This is a genomic window from Enterococcus sp. AZ020 (genome assembly GCF_050499205.1).
Classification (GTDB): domain Bacteria; phylum Bacillota; class Bacilli; order Lactobacillales; family Enterococcaceae; genus Enterococcus_L; species Enterococcus_L dunnyi.
Map to the genome: position 1 here is coordinate 2,527,120 of NZ_JBIPAT010000001.1, position 16,580 is coordinate 2,543,699.

19 protein-coding genes and 2 pseudogenes are annotated in these 16,580 nt (G+C 35.5%); 19 read left to right on the forward strand and 2 right to left on the reverse strand.

From position 1 onward, the window contains the following. Positions 1-346: 346 nt before the first annotated feature. The 8 genes from thrS (at position 347) to IGI58_RS12120 (ending at position 8,373) form a co-directional block, all read left to right on the forward strand. The gene (gene thrS, locus IGI58_RS12085; protein ID WP_429953212.1) at positions 347-2,287 is read left to right on the forward strand and encodes a threonine--tRNA ligase; all 1,941 of its coding nucleotides are present in this window, start codon (positions 347-349) and stop codon (positions 2,285-2,287) included. A 177-nt stretch (positions 2,288-2,464) separates the two neighbouring features. Beyond that, on the forward strand, positions 2,465-4,597 hold the full coding sequence (locus IGI58_RS12090; protein ID WP_429953211.1) for a peptidoglycan D,D-transpeptidase FtsI family protein: 2,133 nt from the start codon (positions 2,465-2,467) through the stop codon (positions 4,595-4,597). 118 nt (positions 4,598-4,715) lie between these two features. Continuing rightward, complete coding sequence (gene rpmG, locus IGI58_RS12095) at positions 4,716-4,865, forward strand: 50S ribosomal protein L33 (RefSeq protein ID WP_002296119.1); 150 nt, start codon at positions 4,716-4,718, stop codon at positions 4,863-4,865. Positions 4,866-5,277: 412 nt separating this feature from the next. Continuing rightward, a complete protein-coding gene (locus IGI58_RS12100) occupies positions 5,278-5,580 on the forward strand; it encodes a WXG100 family type VII secretion target (protein WP_225532788.1) in 303 nt (100 codons plus the stop codon). 120 nt (positions 5,581-5,700) lie between these two features. Next, positions 5,701-6,450, forward strand: a complete 750-nt coding sequence (locus IGI58_RS12105) for a tandem-type lipoprotein (RefSeq protein WP_429955302.1) — start codon at positions 5,701-5,703, stop codon at positions 6,448-6,450. Next, a complete protein-coding gene (locus tag IGI58_RS12110; RefSeq protein ID WP_429953210.1) occupies positions 6,443-7,741 on the forward strand; it encodes a hypothetical protein in 1,299 nt (432 codons plus the stop codon). Before IGI58_RS12105 ends, IGI58_RS12110 begins: the two co-directional genes overlap by 8 nt. 1 nt (position 7,742) lies before the next feature. Beyond that, positions 7,743-8,117 (forward strand): hypothetical protein, encoded by a 375-nt coding sequence (locus IGI58_RS12115; RefSeq protein ID WP_429953209.1) that lies wholly within the window; start codon positions 7,743-7,745, stop codon positions 8,115-8,117. Next, a complete protein-coding gene (locus IGI58_RS12120) occupies positions 8,110-8,373 on the forward strand; it encodes a hypothetical protein (protein WP_429953208.1) in 264 nt (87 codons plus the stop codon). Before IGI58_RS12115 ends, IGI58_RS12120 begins: the two co-directional genes overlap by 8 nt. Positions 8,374-8,702: 329 nt before the next feature. Here the strand turns inward: IGI58_RS12120 and IGI58_RS12125 are convergent. Further along, positions 8,703-8,969 (reverse strand): annotated as a pseudogene (locus tag IGI58_RS12125) (transposase); the annotation flags it as partial. 65 nt (positions 8,970-9,034) lie between these two features. Next, a pseudogene (locus IGI58_RS12130) lies at positions 9,035-9,493 on the reverse strand (ISL3 family transposase); the annotation flags it as partial. A gap of 199 nt (positions 9,494-9,692) precedes the next feature. Between IGI58_RS12130 and IGI58_RS12135 the strand changes: the two are divergent. From IGI58_RS12135 to IGI58_RS12185, 11 genes are all read left to right on the forward strand, one after another. Beyond that, positions 9,693-9,869, forward strand: a complete 177-nt coding sequence (locus IGI58_RS12135; RefSeq protein WP_429953207.1) for a hypothetical protein — start codon at positions 9,693-9,695, stop codon at positions 9,867-9,869. A 463-nt stretch (positions 9,870-10,332) separates the two neighbouring features. Then, complete coding sequence (locus IGI58_RS12140; protein WP_088271859.1) at positions 10,333-10,635, forward strand: WXG100 family type VII secretion target; 303 nt, start codon at positions 10,333-10,335, stop codon at positions 10,633-10,635. A gap of 62 nt (positions 10,636-10,697) precedes the next feature. Beyond that, positions 10,698-10,985, forward strand: a complete 288-nt coding sequence (locus tag IGI58_RS12145; RefSeq protein WP_429953206.1) for a TIGR04197 family type VII secretion effector — start codon at positions 10,698-10,700, stop codon at positions 10,983-10,985. Further along, positions 10,985-11,371, forward strand: a complete 387-nt coding sequence (locus IGI58_RS12150) for a hypothetical protein (protein WP_429953205.1) — start codon at positions 10,985-10,987, stop codon at positions 11,369-11,371. Before IGI58_RS12145 ends, IGI58_RS12150 begins: the two co-directional genes overlap by 1 nt. Then, positions 11,361-12,500, forward strand: coding sequence for a T7SS effector LXG polymorphic toxin (locus tag IGI58_RS12155; protein WP_429953204.1), 1,140 nt, complete (start codon positions 11,361-11,363; stop codon positions 12,498-12,500). The genes IGI58_RS12150 and IGI58_RS12155 overlap by 11 nt, the downstream gene beginning before the upstream one ends. After that, positions 12,491-13,042, forward strand: coding sequence for a hypothetical protein (locus IGI58_RS12160; protein ID WP_429953203.1), 552 nt, complete (start codon positions 12,491-12,493; stop codon positions 13,040-13,042). Before IGI58_RS12155 ends, IGI58_RS12160 begins: the two co-directional genes overlap by 10 nt. An 18-nt stretch (positions 13,043-13,060) precedes the next feature. Beyond that, the gene (locus tag IGI58_RS12165; protein ID WP_429953202.1) at positions 13,061-13,360 is read left to right on the forward strand and encodes a DUF4176 domain-containing protein; all 300 of its coding nucleotides are present in this window, start codon (positions 13,061-13,063) and stop codon (positions 13,358-13,360) included. A gap of 363 nt (positions 13,361-13,723) precedes the next feature. Further along, positions 13,724-14,206: an ATP-binding protein gene (locus tag IGI58_RS12170; protein WP_429956323.1), complete on the forward strand. Its 483-nt coding sequence runs from the start codon at positions 13,724-13,726 to the stop codon at positions 14,204-14,206. Continuing rightward, positions 14,188-15,216 (forward strand): P-loop ATPase, Sll1717 family, encoded by a 1,029-nt coding sequence (locus IGI58_RS12175; RefSeq protein ID WP_429955300.1) that lies wholly within the window; start codon positions 14,188-14,190, stop codon positions 15,214-15,216. The genes IGI58_RS12170 and IGI58_RS12175 overlap by 19 nt, the downstream gene beginning before the upstream one ends. A 269-nt stretch (positions 15,217-15,485) precedes the next feature. After that, positions 15,486-15,749, forward strand: coding sequence for a hypothetical protein (locus IGI58_RS12180; RefSeq protein ID WP_429953200.1), 264 nt, complete (start codon positions 15,486-15,488; stop codon positions 15,747-15,749). A 178-nt stretch (positions 15,750-15,927) separates the two neighbouring features. Then, on the forward strand, positions 15,928-16,356 hold the full coding sequence (locus IGI58_RS12185) for a pyridoxamine 5'-phosphate oxidase family protein (protein WP_429953199.1): 429 nt from the start codon (positions 15,928-15,930) through the stop codon (positions 16,354-16,356). Positions 16,357-16,580 lie beyond the last annotated feature (224 nt).

Consider the following 16,580-nt stretch of genomic DNA (forward strand, 5'->3'; position numbering starts at 1 on the left):
TAAAGAAGTGTTTAAATTAATTCATAAATGATTGATGAGAAAGACAACTGAACTTGTAGGCAGTCTATTAGAGAGGGAAATCTCGGCTGAAAATTTTCCAGACCAGCACAAGGAATGACCACTTTTTCCAACCTTTGTCGAAACAAAGGCGGTCGTACCGTTAACACGTTTGAGGAACATAGCTATTTGCTGTGTTTAAACATTAGGTGGAACCACGAATTTTTCGTCCTAGTATTCGATTATATGATCGAATGCTAGGACTTTTTTTATTTCAGCAAATTTTTGAAAAAACTACTGTGTGTCAATCGATCTTTTCAATCATAAACATTCTTAAGGAGGAAACAAAATGTCAATCAATATTACATTTCCAGATGGTGCAGTCAAAGAGTTTGACGCTGGTTCATCAACACTGGATATCGCTAAAAGTATCAGCAACAGTTTAGCTAAAAAGGCTTTAGCTGGGAAATTAAACGGAACATTAATCGATCTAACTCGCCCGATCGAAGAAGACGGAAGTCTTGAAATCGTGACACCTGATCATGAAGATGCGTTAGGAATTTTACGTCATTCGACTGCGCACTTGATGGCGAATGCACTTCGTCGTTTATTTCCGAACATTAAGTTCGGTGTCGGTCCTGCAATTGATTCAGGTTTTTATTATGATACTGATAATGGAGAGAATGTTGTAACGGCAGAAGATTTACCAGCCATCGAAGCTGAAATGATGAAGATCGTGAAAGAAAATAACCCGATCGTTCGAAAAGTAGTCACAAAAGAAGAAGCACTGGAATTGTTTGCTGATGATCCATATAAAGTTGAGCTGATCACTGATCTGCCTGCTGATGAAGAAATCACAGTGTACGATCAAGGTGATTTTGTTGATCTTTGCCGAGGCGTTCATGTACCGTCAACTGGACGAATCCAAGTCTTCCAATTATTATCTGTAGCTGGCGCTTACTGGAGAGGGAATTCTGATAATCAAATGATGCAGCGGATTTATGGAACAGCATTTTTTGATAAAAAAGAATTAAAAGAATTTATCAAATTGCGTGAAGAAGCGAAAGAACGTGACCATCGTAAATTGGGGAAAGAGCTTGACTTATTTATGATTTCTCAAGAAGTTGGTTCTGGATTACCATTCTGGTTGCCAAAAGGTGCAACGATTCGTCGTACGATCGAACGTTATATCACTGATAAAGAAATCAGTTTAGGTTATCAACATGTGTATACACCGATTATGGCAGATGTGAATTTATATAAAACTTCTGGTCACTGGGATCATTACCATGAAGATATGTTCCCGCCAATGGATATGGGTGATGGCGAAATGCTCGTTCTTCGTCCGATGAACTGTCCGCATCATATGATGGTCTACAAAAATGATATCCATAGTTACCGTGAGTTACCGATTCGAATTGCTGAACTTGGCATGATGCACCGTTATGAAAAATCAGGCGCATTATCTGGCTTGCAACGTGTGCGTGAAATGACCTTGAACGACGGTCACACATTTGTTCGCCCAGATCAAATCAAAGAGGAATTCAAACGTACATTAGAGCTTATGGTAGCGGTCTATAAAGATTTCAATATCGACGACTACCGTTTCCGCTTAAGCTATCGCGACCCGAACAATACGGATAAATATTTTGACGATGATGCGATGTGGGAAAAAGCACAGGAAATGCTGAAAGCTGCTATGGATGAAATGGAACTGGATTACTTTGAAGCTGAAGGAGAAGCGGCCTTTTATGGACCTAAATTAGATGTTCAAGTAAAAACTGCTTTAGGCATGGAAGAAACGCTATCAACTATCCAATTGGACTTCTTATTACCAGAACGCTTTGATCTAACTTACGTAGGTGAAGATGGTGAAAACAATCATCGTCCAGTTGTTATCCACCGTGGGATCGTATCAACAATGGAACGTTTTGTCGCATACCTGACAGAAGTTTATAAAGGTGCATTTCCAACTTGGTTGTCACCGATCCAAGCGACTATTATTCCAGTTTCTGTAGAAGCGCATTCTGATTACGCTTATGAAGTGAAAAAACGTCTACAAGAACAAGGCTTACGTGTTGAAGTAGATGACCGTAATGAAAAAATGGGCTATAAGATTCGGGCTTCTCAAACACAAAAAGTTCCTTATCAAGTTGTTGTCGGCGATAAGGAAATGGATGATGCAACTGTCAATATCCGTCGCTATGGTAGTAAAGAGACGGATGTCATGGATCTAAATATCTTTGTGGACAGTATGGTTGCAGATGTGGCAAACTACAGCAGAAGATAAACAATGCTTTGATCAGAGAAACAGTGCAAGGGTGAATTCCTTTGCGCTGTTTTTTTAGAACAAAATTAGAAGAAATTTTAAATATTTGCTTAGTAAGAGGATTCCCTCTATTTTTTTTTGCATTTTTTCGTTACAATAGAGGGGCAAGACTTTTCTCATATGGAAGGACTAGGATAAATGAAAAAAATGAGCTTTTTAGATAAATTAAAAAATGAAAATGAAGAACCAGATACACAGCGGACCAAAAAATCCCATATCCCATTTCGATTGAATCTATTATTTTTCGTCATCTTTGGATTGTTTGTCGCATTGATCGTCCGCTTAGGTTATTTACAGATTGCAGAAGGACAGGAATATGCTCAAAAAGTCGATGCCAATTCGACTCTGAAAATCAAAAGCAGTGCTCCACGTGGGCAAATTTATGATGCTTCCGGCAATATTTTAGTTGGCAACAAATCCAATTTAGCTATCACCTATACTCGCGGGAAAAAAGTGCAGGCAAAGGATTTAGTTGATATTGCGTATAAGGTAAATGAGTTGATCCATGTACCAGCGGATGAGCTAACAGAACGTGATAAGAAGGACTTCTGGCTGGCAAATCCAGATAATCTAAAAACGGCACAAAAACGTTTGACGGATAAAGATAAAGTGGATGAAAAGGGCAATGCTATTACCGATGAAGGTACGTTATATGTCAAAACCGTGGAAAAAGTTACTCCGGAAGAAATCAATTTCGATGAGCAGACGATGCAGGTCGCGACTATTTTTAAACGGATGAATGCTGTTCAAGAGCTAAATACAGCTTTCATCAAAAATGAAGGTGTGACACAGGATGAGATTGCAATCATTGGTGAACACACATCAGAAATCGCTGGTGTTTCTACAGGAATGGACTGGGATCGTGAGTATCCGCATGAGACAGACCTGACAAGTATACTTGGAAAAGTTTCCTCTGAAAAAACTGGACTGCCGGCAGAAGAAGCTGATGAGTACTTGGCAAAAGGCTATGAGTTGAATGACCGTGTCGGAACCAGTTATTTAGAGAAACAATATGAAGATGTTCTTCAAGGCAAAAAATCGATCTCAGAAGTAACACTGGATAGCGAAGGAAATATCGTGACTCAAACACCGATTTCAAATGGTGCAAAAGGCGAAAACTTGAAATTGACGATCGATATGGACTTTCAAGCAAGGATCGATGCAGTTGTTCGTGCACAGTATCAACAGCTTTTAGCAACCGGAAATGCCAATTATTCAGATGGTGCCTATGTGGTTGTTATGAATCCTAAAAATGGAAATGTTATGGCCATGGTTGCTTTGGATAGAGATCCGGCAACGAATGAGCTGACTTCTAATCCATTGGCAACAATCAATAAAGCCTTTGAACCAGGATCTGTAGTAAAAGGTGCAACGATTTCTGCTGGTTATGAACAAGGTGTAATCACAGGGAATGATGTGTTGATCGATGAACCTATCCAAATTTATGGAAGTAAGCAGAAAGCTTCGGTCTTTAATAATCAGATCGTAGGAAATCAAATACGATTGACAGCAGAACAAGCTCTAGAATATTCTTCGAACGCCTATATGATGAAATTAGTTTTGAAAATGATGAATACCGATTACGAGTATAATATGCAGTTGCCGTACAAAACAGGTGATCCAACCTTATTCGAAGTTTTGCGCAAAACATTTGGTGAATACGGTATGGGTGTTTCCACAGGAATCGACTTACCTGGAGAAGAAACAGGACTTTCTAACAAAGCCTTTAATGATCCTGAATATGCGCCAATGCCAGGTCATCTACTTGATTTATCTTTTGGTCAGTATGATACGTACACAGCGATGCAGCTTGCACAATATGCTTCAACGGTTGCAAATGGCGGTACACGTTATGCACCACGTGTTGTCGAAGGGATTTATGAGAATAATTCAGACGGTTCAATTGGCGAGCTGAAAGAAGCTATGGGACCTAAAGAATTGAATAAAGTAGATATTACGCCAGAACAAATGCAGATTATTCAAAACGGGTTCTATGATGTGGTTCATGGAAACGGAACTTTCACTACGGGGCGCTATATGCAGGGAGCAGCTTTAGATATTGCAGCGAAAACAGGTACTGCGGAAACCAATGTAGGAGAGCATGTTACTGTAAATAGTAATGTTGTCGCTTATGCACCGTCAAATGACCCTGAAATCGCTGTGAGTGTGATTTTACCTCATTTAACAAGTGAAAGCAGCAGACCAAACCAATCAATGGTAACGGCGATCGTAAATGAGTATGCGGCGTACAAAGCTGAAAAAAATTCGTAAAGTAGTTTTCCTTTACAAATTTAGCTAAAAGGGTAGAATTTCATGAATAAACATGGTATGATATTTGAGGCTAAGAAATATCTTAGGAATACGAAATTAGATATAGGAGGGAAAACACATGCGCGTAAACATTACTTTAGAATGTACTTCTTGTAAAGAACGTAACTACCTTACAAGCAAAAATAAACGTAACAATCCTGATCGTTTGGAAAAACAAAAATATTGCCCACGTGAAAGAAAAGTTACTTTACACCGTGAAACTAAATAAGATTTTAAATTATACGCTCAATCCTTTGTCAGATAAGGGATTGAGCGTTTTTTTTGTTTATAAATAGTTTTGAATACCATCAGCTAAAAATTAGCAAATCTAATTAATTTTTTAACAGTTTCTTACTTTGTTTTATCAGTCAGATGGGTATAGATATCCATTATTTCTGTAATGGAACTATGTTCAAGCAGTTCTTATGCTTAACTACAGCTTTAAAAAGCATATAAAGCAAATACAATTAAATAGAATCCTTTCACGGCACGTATAACCTTTTTTGTTTAACTATTCATCACAGTATGACCGTTTTTTATCAAAAATTATCGAGATTAGTAAATAATTTGATGAAAATATTCTGCACGATATGTTAAACTATTATGGTAATCCATTTCGAACAAAAAGGGGATAATGAACTATAGCAGGAGACCGCATTAAATTATCACCACAAGAACTAAGAACCTCAGCAACTAAATACACGGATGGTTCAAACCAAGTGAACGACATTTTACGGAAGTTACAAACAGAACAAGACACCATCCAAGGAAATTGGGAAGGATCGGGTTTTGATAGTTTCAACGATCAATTCACAGCGTTAAAACCAAAAGTGAGTGAGTTCGCAGAATTGTTGGAACAAATCAACAAGCAATTAAACGAGGTTGCCCAGATCATGGAAGAAACAGATCAAAATATCTCTTCTGCAATTGGCAGAGGGCTATAAAAGGATAAACAGGAGCTGTAAAGTTCCTGTTTTTCTCTAGAATAAGCAAAGCAGGTAAAACTCAGTTGCTTATCTTGTGTACATAGACTGGAGGTCATAACGTTGAACAAGAAAAAAATAATGTTAGGCATAATAGGAGGAATATTCATGGTAGGTGTATTGAGTGGTTGTGAAACAAAAGATCAAGCTGAATTAGAACAGAGTTTTGAAAAAGAGTTGTCTATTTATCCGACAAAGAATTTACTGGACTTTTATGACATGGAGGGCTACAGAGATGATGAATTTGACAAAGATGATAAAGGTGTATGGTCGCTTATTTCTAGTATGAATATTGCGCAAACAAAAGAGTCACCTATGTACAGTGAAGGTATGGTGTTACGGATGAATCGAAATACTCGAACTGCGAAAGGATATTTTTATCAATCGATGTATGCCAAAGACATAGAAGATGATACGGAAGAACGATTTTCTGTAACTTATGATGAAAATGGGTTTCATCTAACAAACGAGGTTTCTGATACTAAGCTAAAAGATAAAATATTGAACTTCCAATTTTTTGTACAGTATGGCTCGTTTGAAAAACTAGATCGTTATGAAAATATAAAAAAAATGTATAACCCAGAAGTTCCTATGTATAACCTTGAATATCAATTAACAAATGACGATGCAAATGTAAAAGAATTGAGAACGAGATATGATATTCCAACAGAAGAAGCTCCCACCTTGTCATTGAGTGGGCGGGGTGATTTAGAAGGCTCTTCTGTGGGGTCGAAAGAATTGACGTTTCAATTCTCAAAAGATCCGTCAGTTTATTATAGAGCATCGATAGATTATCAACGATCAAGTGAGGAGGATATGAAAAATGAGTGACTATCAATTAAAAGATAAGGGGCTTAAAGGAAATTCAGAAACGACAAGTGCAGTTTCTGCGATTGCTTATGAGATAGAGAATGGTAAATATGCAGGATTGAAAGAGGATCGTATACGTGACCAAATTAGAGAGTTTCAAAAAAATAATAAATTCCCTGAAAACCTCGAATACGTGGACTCATTTTTAAATAAAGACACAAGTTTAAGCGGTGTCGCTTTCAGAGATCGTAATACAGGCATTGTTACGGTTGGTATAGCGGGGACAAATGCCGACAATGGAACAATCGATTCAATGAAAGATTATCTTGCCGATGCTTCAATCGCGTTCAATGGGTCAAACCCATCGTCTAATTATTTTGCATCTGGAAATGATTTTATCAATAAATTGCAAGAAAAATACCCCGTAGGTACGATCACAGGGCATTCAAAAGGCGGAAGAGATAGCGTTATTTTAGGTGTGGGAAATGATATCCCGAATATTGTAACGTATAACCCCGCCCCAGTTTCACATGATTATTTACAACTACTAACCACTTTTAATAGTCCAATATGGAAATTAGGCGACCGGGCGTTTTCTGCGGCTGATATGAAACAACGCTTCTTTGATTATAAAGGAAATGTGATCCATATTGCCTCCAGTAAAGATATGTTGACGGGGTTGTCTGATCTTGGTAAAGCATATTATTTTGGGCAACGGGTAACGATCCCTAATGGGAAAGGGCATTCGATTACAGGATTCTTGACAGACAAAGAACAACAGTTTATTCGCTCATCTTTAGGAAAATATACAACAGTAAATAAAATTATTGGTCAACAAATGGCAGAAGCATCTACGAGACAGAAGCTAAAAGAGCTTTCAAATTTAAAAAAGAAGTTTCTAAAACAAGGTGGCGGACGTTTGACTTCTTCACAAGAAATTTATTTAGATGCTTCCGAAGCGTTAGCGTTAACTCGTGGCATGAAAGCAACCCTACAAGTAACACTAGATGGGTTAAAAGTAGCATATAAGCAAGCAATGGCGGATAAAGACAGACACTGGACGGATGCTCTATCTGATGCGGGGACGGTGGGTTCTGTTCTTTCTAGTGGGGAGCAATTAGAGAGCTTAAACCAAGGTAGGGCAACTGAGGAACGTATACGCCACCAACCTAAGGCAGAACTTGAAGTATCCCTTGCGAAATTAACCGCCCATGAAGAGAAATACGATCAATTGATTGAACAGACTAAACAAGCAATAGACGAACAAATACAGGCAGATAAAAGCTTGGCGCAACTGGTGGGGATGAATTAAGATGGAACAAGAAAAACAATACAGAAGAGAATTAGAGCAGGTACAGGACGATTTTATCCGAGAAAATAGAAAAATTTCGGATCAATTTGACCAACTTTTTCAAGAAAAACAACGTTTCATTCGAGAGATGGAAGAGACAGGTAATGCGGTTCGTTATACGCTAGGAAGACATGAAGAACAAGCTCTGATAGAATTATCTCAGGTGTATCATCTTATTGATGAGGCACAGGAAGAGGGTCTTTTTTTGGCGAAAGAGCAAGAACGATTGCTAGAAGATAAGCAAGAAGAAATTGCCTTCGAGCATAAAAAACAAACACTTGACTATGAAGAGAAAATAATCGCTTGTCAAAAAGAGAGGAGTGAGGCAGATGCTTGATGGTGTCGGCAAATCATTTAAAGAGATCCAGAAAAAGCTACAAAAAACGATTATTCGCACAGTTACGGCTAGTCAGCATGTCACGATCTCTGAAAATGCAAAATTAATCACGAAGCAAATGGAAACAGTAGCATTTGATGAAATACAGGCGGATAGTAGTGCCTATATAGAAAAATTTAATGCGACAGCAAAAGGACAATGGGTTAAAACGGCTCAGCAATCATTTAAAGAAACTGCCAAAGGGTTTGAACAATAACTATACTTAATGTTCTAAAATAAGAGTCTTGATTTGAAATGAATGGCCGTGTACCATAAATAATGGAAACAGGGTCTTTTTTATGTTTAAATACACTAAAAAGCATCTACACTACAAATAACTTTGAGGCAGATGTTTGAAAAAAACGTTCTACTCGCAACGCTTTTTTTATTGACCTTGACAGTGTTCGTACTGCTTTGTGTATATACGTAGTATTAAAGATAATAGAGTCTAATTAGCTAGGATACTAGAACCTAGTTGTATCCATCAAATAGGAGGCTCTTAAAACTATGAAACAAAATAAGGTTTTAAATTTTGTGCTCAATCCTTTATGGCTCATGGTTATTTAAACCTTCTAATGGTCCATTAGAATAAGACAATTCTAGCGCATGTTTAATTTCATTTTGGTACTTCTTAAACGTACCAATAGTCTTTTGATAGTAGGGAGGAAGACGGCGGAAATCTTCGTCTAATAGTGCATGAAACCGATCAAAGTCTCTTGTCTGTATAGCATAAAGAAAGTCCTGATAACAGGTGTGGCCACTTTTCAACTCGTCATCATACGCAAGTAATCGATCAACGATCTCTGTTTCAGTTAAATAGGTGCGGAAGGAAGAACGCCAAAGGCGTTTTTCAAAATCAAGCTTCGATTGATTTTTTTTGGCTCATAAAATCGTTTCAAGACACGGTAAACAGAGGAAACAGAGACCTTCTTTTGACGTGCGATTTCACTCATAGAAGTGACGTTTCGGAGGCGGTCAGCAATGGACAGCTTCACCTTCGATGAAATCGAACAACCTTTTTCAACAAGACTCGTTTCTGCAACAAATGTTCTGTCACAAGAATGACAGAAGAAACGGCGTTTCTTCAAGCGTAAATACGTTTGATACTCCGAAACATCGTTGAGTAAAATCAAACAGCTTGTAAAGCCCCAACGGATAATTGCTTCCTTTTCTTCTTGATCACAGTGAGGACAAACATGCGCAGTATAATCGAGCGTGCCAGAAAAGACCTGACAGATTCTTCCTTTGACCCGTTCTTTTTTTAAGCAATTTTCATTAAAAGTGATGTTTAAGTCTAGAATATCTAAGGTATTTTTGATAAGATTTGTATAGGACATCTTGATTTCCTCCTTTTTGAATGGTTTTAGACGACTTAATTCTAAAGGATATCAGGGTGTCTTTTCTATTATTTTGCATTAAAAAAGATGCCAGTGATTTCTCACCAACATCAGAAAGTATAGAGCCTAAATTAGCCGTTTATACGGCTTTTTTTGTTGAAAAAATAAAAATATGAAAAGAAGAAAGTAGGAATTTATAATGGCAATTAAAATGGATCAAAATGTAAGTTTAGGACAAGTAATTTTTAAGAACTGCGCACCGATTTTTAACCGTGTGCCGAGATTAAGCCCGCAAGGCCAACAAATGTTTAATGCGGATGGTACACTGCAAATGATGAACTCACAAGAAGTAACCGGAGAGATTCGTGATTTTTGAGTTTGATCGATGGAAAGCCGCTGCACGCAAAATCCCACTTTTTGGAAAGGTGGGTATAAATGAGCACTATAAATTTTAGTGCTCATGTCTGTAGAAAAAATTACGCCCTTTTGACGCACTTCATATGTTCCAACTATGGACTTTATACGGTCGCAACTATGTTCCTGGCACACTTTTTATGTACCCACACCAATCACCTAGCACTGCTAGGATACCCGCTTTTTTGGGTACAGATTTCCCTTATGCTCTTCTTAACTTTTGCTTGCTGTTCCAGGCAATCTAAAGTTGAACGCTCTCTGCAGCGTTTATTTTAGTTCTTTACATGACTAATAGATAAATCCAAAAGACTTATTTTCTATCAGAAATATAGGTCTTTTTTAAATATTTTGATAAAAATAGAGGGCTTATTGTGGTAGACTAATAAAGAAATGGTTTCAATCAAAAAGTAAGGGAGAGAACACATATGGCAGGAGATCGCATTAAATTATCACCACAGGAACTACGTACGTCTGCGACAAAATACACAGACGGATCTAATCAAGTAAATGACATTTTGCAAAAGCTTCAATCAGAACAAGACACCATTCAAGGAAACTGGGAAGGTTCAGGTTTTGATAGCTTTAATGATCAATTCGCCGCTTTAAAACCAAAGGTGAGTGAGTTTGCGGAACTATTAGAACAAATCAACAAACAATTAAACGAAGTCGCTCAAATCATGGAAGAAACAGATCAAAATATTTCTTCTGCGATCGGTCGCGGACTATAAAAAAATTTAGAGAGACCTGGAGCGATTGTCTCCAGGTCTTTTTTTACAAGGAGGAGGAAAATATGGCAATTTCAAGTAATAGCAGTATTGCTGGTAGTGTATCTGCTTCATTCAGTCAATCTGCGAGTGCTTTAAACAGTATCTCTGTATCTGTTGCTTCCGGACAAATCAATGTTGCTGGAAATAGCTCAGCAATTCAGAGTTTTTCGACCTTTCAATCAAGCTTAACGGGTATCTCTACTAGTATTGTTGCAGCAGGAGACAATATCAACTCTGTTGCGAAAGAGTTTGAACGGATTGATCAAAAGATCGCTCAATTACCGAATCTTTCTTTCGGAGGTCTAAACTAATGGATTTAGCGTCTCAACAAAAAATTGAAGATCAAAATTATCAGTATAGACTCCGATTGGAAGAACTTCAGGACGCACAGGTAGAAAATAAAAAAGAACGACGTTTTCTTGAGTCACTACAGGAACAGTTTTATCACGTACAACAACAAGAAAATACGATGTATCAACAATCACTAAACGAAGTTGAGCCAGAAGAGCGTGCTTTCTTCGAGGAGCGACTGACTGAAGGAACACAATTATCACGGAAAGCTCTACAAGAATTTGAAGAGGAACAAGAACAATTACAGAAAGACTATGAAGATTTGTTAGAAAATGAAGATTCTACCCGTTCAGAGCAACGAACGTTTTTAAAAAATGAAGGAGAGGAGAATAAAAGTGGGTCTTAAATTTATTGTGTCAGAAGCACAGACAAGAAGTTCACAAGCGTCACAAGTAAGCAGTCAAGCACAACAAGCAGCTGTTTCATTACAACAAAGTATTCAATCGTTTTTATCAGCACCTCTATCAAGTAAAGCCTATGATTCCGCTAAGAATTATTTTATGGTCGCTTATACCCCTATTTGTCAGTCGATTATTATGACTGGCGAAGCGCTTGCTAGTGCGCACAAGAAATTCCTAAGTGAGTATCAAGCAACTGTTGGTGGTTTAGATACGGATGAAGATAAAATTCAAGCAGAAATTGATGGCTATCAAGACTTGATCCATTCACTTGATGACTTGATTCGCATGGCTAAGACACCAAGACCGGATTTAGAGAGGCGGTCAATGAATGCCTATGAAGCCATGCAAAAGAGACAAGAAAAATTAGAGAAATTACGTACTTATAGCGCTCAGTCTGCTAGTTTCTTTTCGGAGTATGAATCTTCTCAACAAGAATTAAATAATGGTTTAGCTCAAGTAAAAAATTGTACCGCATGGAATGCGTCTTCAGGAACATTCAATATCAAAAAGTTAGATATGAACTGGGCAAAACCGATTAACTCTCGGTGGAAAGATCGCGAAAAAATGAAAACCAAAGTGACCGCGAAAGCACAAGGGAATTTCATAGAAGATACGGTATTTCCTATCAATCAAGATGTTGCAATGGGACTAGGAGAGGAATGGTTAAACCAAAGTGGTCCTAAAGTTGCAACCACTATGTTTAATGCAGGAACGAAGTATTTTGGAGGTACCGAAATTGCTTCAGGATTCTATGCCGGTTCTAAGATTATAGGAAGTGCTGGTAAGGCTATGCCATTTATTGGCGCAGCAATTGATTATGGATCACAAGTAGCTAGCGGAGAAAATGCACATGATGCATTAGCTAAAACCGGTGCACATGCCATTGCTGGGGTTGGTATTGGACTTGCTGTAGGAGCCATTTCGGGATTACCTATTTTAGGAGCTGTAGCTCTAACTGTAGGAGCTGGACTTATAGTTAACACAGCTATAGATTACGCTTACGACAAATTGAAAAAACCGGTTGGGAACGCCGTCAAATCAGTAGGAAAGTGGCTTGGTTCACTATGGAAATAACTACAAAAGAAAAAAGAAAATATACTTATCTCAGCAAAAGTATAGACACAAATATATCCATCTATTTTGAAGAAAAATCTGGTAAATTCTATTCTTTTCAAAATCAAGTTATTGATAAAAAATGGGGATTTTCTGCTATGTTTCTAGCTCCACTAAGCATAATTTTAAGAAATACATTTATACAAAGTACTAAAAATGCATATTTTACCTTTTGTATATGCGGTATTATTTTAGGGATAATCAGTTTATATTTTCTCCATAAATCGTATTCCTCAGATCAATTGATTGAAATAGAACTTTCCAATGAAGAGATTGAACATTGCATAGAAAATCTAAAACAAGTGAAACAAATAAAAATAACCTTAATAGGAATATGGTTGTTTTTATTCACATTAATGTCTGTTATGTTTTTTGACGAAAAAAATTATATATCGTTGTTAAGTTTAAGTTTATTATGTTGCTTTTTGATACCACTTATAGAAAATTTGAATTTCCTTAGAGATAATAGAGTAAAGAAAAGTCTTATGCTAAAAATAAATTGATAAAGAAGGTATTAAACAATGGAATTATTACCAATAGGAACAGTAGTACTTTTAGAAAATGGGGAACAAGAATTAATGATCACATCGCGATTTCCTTTGTATAACAATGAGGGCGACATTGGATATTTTGATTATGCGGGGTGTTTTTATCCGCAAGGGCAATTTAACGAAGGTAATTATTTTTTCAATCAAGAAGATATTAAAGAGATTCTCTTCAAAGGGTATGAATCACCACAAGAAATAGAATTGAGACTTAATATCATGAATCAAATTGACAATACCTCATACAAAAAAATTACAATCAAAGAAACACTGTAATTAAAAATTCAATAACAAACCTCCTCAAAAAAAATGAATGAGATCCACGAAAACGAAAAAACAGAAACCTTGATCTAATAGGGTTTCTGTTTCCCTTTTGAGGTAGACCAATTGATTTTAGTGTTTTTGGTTGCTGAAAGGGTTGGTATGCCTGGTACTTGGTATAATTGTTTATTATGTCAACTAAGCGATTAAATAACGAAACTGTCAGATCAATTGTGTCTTTATTTATAACTAAAAAATTAGTTTTAGCTGAAAAAAACTTGGAGTTTCTAAGGATATTCATAAGAGTGATTTTAAAAAAATTGAGATTAGGACATTAGAAGTGATACTTACTTTAATAATGAAAAGGAGATAATTTATATGAAACTGCAACTTAAAGATTTAGATTTTGGGAAAACTGATGCAAGAAATGAATATGATTTTGATAAGAAGTTTTTTTTATCTTCATTTTATGCACCAATTAGTTTTGATTATAATGATTTTTTAGAGGGAAAAAAATATTTCATAGTAGGTGGAAAGGGTACTGGAAAAACTGCGTTGTTAATGTATTTACACTCTTTGAAAAAAGGAAATTCTAGATTTATTTTATATAAAGAAGACATCGATGAAGAACAAAAATCTGATTTTTTAGATTTGATGAATACAGATTTGAAAAACTTTAACAATAAAGAGATAAGTGCACTTAATTTTGAAAAAGTATGGCAGCTATATTTGCATAAATTGGTAGCTGAAGAACTATCAGAAAAAAAATTTTTTGTTAATAACGATTTTTTTAAAAGTATAAAAAAATTATTGATAAAATTAATAAAGAATCACTATTGTCTGTGGATACATTTTTATTAAAATTAAAATCTGGTTTTAAATATACCTCAGCCAGTATTGATATGAATGTTAATGTACGAGAGAAAGAAAAAGAAATAAGTAGTACATTAAAAGAATTGGATGAATTATATTTGAAATTAACTGTAATAGGTCCAAAAAATTATTTCTTTTTTATTGATGAAATTGAGTTAAATAAAATAGATGAAAATAATTTTGTTAGGGATACAGTCCTAATAAGGGATTTAATAATAGCAGTAAAAAGAATGAATTTTCTTTCAAATAAAAATAAATCTTCTGTTAAATGGATTATGGCTATAAGATCAGAAGTAATGTCTTCGGTTTATTCTTATGGGAAAGAAATAAATAAGTTAATGGAAGACTTTGGGCATGTTCTTAGTTGGACACAAACTGGAGGAAATCATATAGATAATCCCTTGATAAAGATAATCTCAAAAAAAATTAGGGCTTCTGAGGAAAAATTCAATATTAATAACCAGAATATTTCAGATAAACAAATTTTTTATAATTATTTTGTCAAAGAGATTTTTAAAGAAAAATTAGCAACTGAAAATTATATTTTAAGACAAACTTATATGAAACCTAGAGATATAGTAAGACTATGTAATCTGGCTGTATCTAAGTATGGGAATAAGTATTCTTTTTCTCAAGAAGTACTAGAAGGAATTAGAGAGTCGTATGGACAAAATACTTGGTCAGAACTATGTGAAGAACTGACTAGTAAGTATACTTCTGATGATCTTATAGGCATAAAAATGATACTTCAAGGTTCAAAATCTATTGATTACAATCAATTATGTATTGAGATTGAACGGAAAAGACAACAAATTCCTATAATAAGTGAACTACTTGAAAAGCATGAATTAAGTAAAATTTTACAAGATCTGTACTCAGTTGGAATAATCGGAAACAATTCAAATGGTAAAACAAGATTTTCTTATAGAGGACAAGATTATTTGGATTTGGATTATCCAATAATTAGACATGAATCAATAAAAAAAATATTAATTTAATCTAGGTACCAGTGAAAGATTCCGAAAATTAGTTTCTTTCAACTCATGGTGCTAGTTAATTTAAATTTCCTATAAAGTCAGTATTTTGTATCTATAAATCTTGCTGAAACAAAAATATTAGTACTCTTTAATAAATACAAGATACTGACTTTAAATGGATTTATAGGTTTAAAAAAATTAACTAGTACGGATTGCCTTCGAGCATAAAAAACAAACACTTGACTATGAAGAGAAAATAATTGCTTGTCAAAAAGAGAGGAGTGAGGCAGATGCTTGATGGCGTCGGCAAAGCATTTAATGAGATTCAGAAAAAGCTACAAAAAACGATTATTCGCACAGTTACGGCTAGTCAGCATGTCACGATCTCTGAAAATGCAAAATTAATCACGAAGCAAATGGAAACAGTAGCATTTGATGAAATACAGGCGGATAGTAGTGCCTATATAGAAAAATTTAATGCGACAGCAAAAGGACAATGGGTTAAAATGGCTCAGCAATCATTTAAAGAAACTGCCAAAGGGTTTGAACAATAACTATACTTAATGTTCTAAAATAAGAGTCTTGATTTGAAATGAATGGCTGTGTACCATGAATAATGGAAACAGGGTCTTTTTTATGTTTAATTACAAATTTCCTCCATTCTTCATCATATGATTATTTCTATTGGCTATTTCATGTTATATTTTAGAAAAGAATGTAAAGGTGAAGCATATGGATAAACAAATAATCGAACATGCAAAAGAATTATTGGCAACGTGTGACTCATTTTTGCTGTCCACAAATGATCGGAACGGATTTCCAAATGCGATCGTAGTGTCAAAACCCATCATTAGAGCGAGTTTTTACAATCTTAAATTTTATGTAAATGGTAATGGTCAAACAGTGGAAAATATTCTGCATAATAAAAAAGGCAATGTTTGCTGTTTTGATGAAGCCAGGCATGAAAGTGTTTTGTTAAAAGGGATTTTCAGCGTTGAGGACATCGAAGAATTCAAACTACTCAAAGATCGTTTGAATCACTATCAAAAAGAATTGAATCATGAGAATCCTGTCGTTCTTTCTTTTGAAGTCTATACTGTGAAGGTTCATTCTCAAACAAAAACCTTTTGGAAAGATGTGGATGATTTTGATGATCATTGAAGGATGAGCTAAATCAAAATGATTTACAGCTGACGATTTTTATTGAGCAAAAGTTATTTACAAACTGAAAATAGTTGATGAGTGCATGAAATCTCTGAAAGGAGGTTTTGTGCATTTTTTTATGCTATTAGATTAAGTTTAAGAAGTCAAACTGTTTCTTATTTTCCTATATTTACTTTAAAAACATCAAATATCCATTGCTTTACGCTGTAAATTCTTTATAC

Excerpts from the sequence above, each read along its gene's own strand:
- IGI58_RS12170 (WP_429956323.1), top strand. The coding sequence starts at position 13,724 with ATGAAACTGCAACTTAAAGATTTAGATTTTGGGAAAACTGATGCAAGA.
- rpmG (WP_002296119.1), top strand. The coding sequence starts at position 4,716 with ATGCGCGTAAACATTACTTTAGAATGTACTTCTTGTAAAGAACGTAAC.
- IGI58_RS12135 (WP_429953207.1), top strand. The coding sequence starts at position 9,693 with ATGGCAATTAAAATGGATCAAAATGTAAGTTTAGGACAAGTAATTTTT.
- IGI58_RS12115 (WP_429953209.1), top strand. The coding sequence starts at position 7,743 with ATGGAACAAGAAAAACAATACAGAAGAGAATTAGAGCAGGTACAGGAC.
- IGI58_RS12120 (WP_429953208.1), top strand. The coding sequence starts at position 8,110 with ATGCTTGATGGTGTCGGCAAATCATTTAAAGAGATCCAGAAAAAGCTA.
- IGI58_RS12160 (WP_429953203.1), top strand. The coding sequence starts at position 12,491 with ATGGAAATAACTACAAAAGAAAAAAGAAAATATACTTATCTCAGCAAA.
- IGI58_RS12150 (WP_429953205.1), top strand. The coding sequence starts at position 10,985 with ATGGATTTAGCGTCTCAACAAAAAATTGAAGATCAAAATTATCAGTAT.
- IGI58_RS12145 (WP_429953206.1), top strand. The coding sequence starts at position 10,698 with ATGGCAATTTCAAGTAATAGCAGTATTGCTGGTAGTGTATCTGCTTCA.
- IGI58_RS12105 (WP_429955302.1), top strand. The coding sequence starts at position 5,701 with ATGTTAGGCATAATAGGAGGAATATTCATGGTAGGTGTATTGAGTGGT.
- thrS (WP_429953212.1), top strand. The coding sequence starts at position 347 with ATGTCAATCAATATTACATTTCCAGATGGTGCAGTCAAAGAGTTTGAC.
- IGI58_RS12180 (WP_429953200.1), top strand. The coding sequence starts at position 15,486 with ATGCTTGATGGCGTCGGCAAAGCATTTAATGAGATTCAGAAAAAGCTA.
- IGI58_RS12165 (WP_429953202.1), top strand. The coding sequence starts at position 13,061 with ATGGAATTATTACCAATAGGAACAGTAGTACTTTTAGAAAATGGGGAA.
- IGI58_RS12090 (WP_429953211.1), top strand. The coding sequence starts at position 2,465 with ATGAAAAAAATGAGCTTTTTAGATAAATTAAAAAATGAAAATGAAGAA.
- IGI58_RS12110 (WP_429953210.1), top strand. The coding sequence starts at position 6,443 with ATGAGTGACTATCAATTAAAAGATAAGGGGCTTAAAGGAAATTCAGAA.
- IGI58_RS12185 (WP_429953199.1), top strand. The coding sequence starts at position 15,928 with ATGGATAAACAAATAATCGAACATGCAAAAGAATTATTGGCAACGTGT.
- IGI58_RS12140 (WP_088271859.1), top strand. The coding sequence starts at position 10,333 with ATGGCAGGAGATCGCATTAAATTATCACCACAGGAACTACGTACGTCT.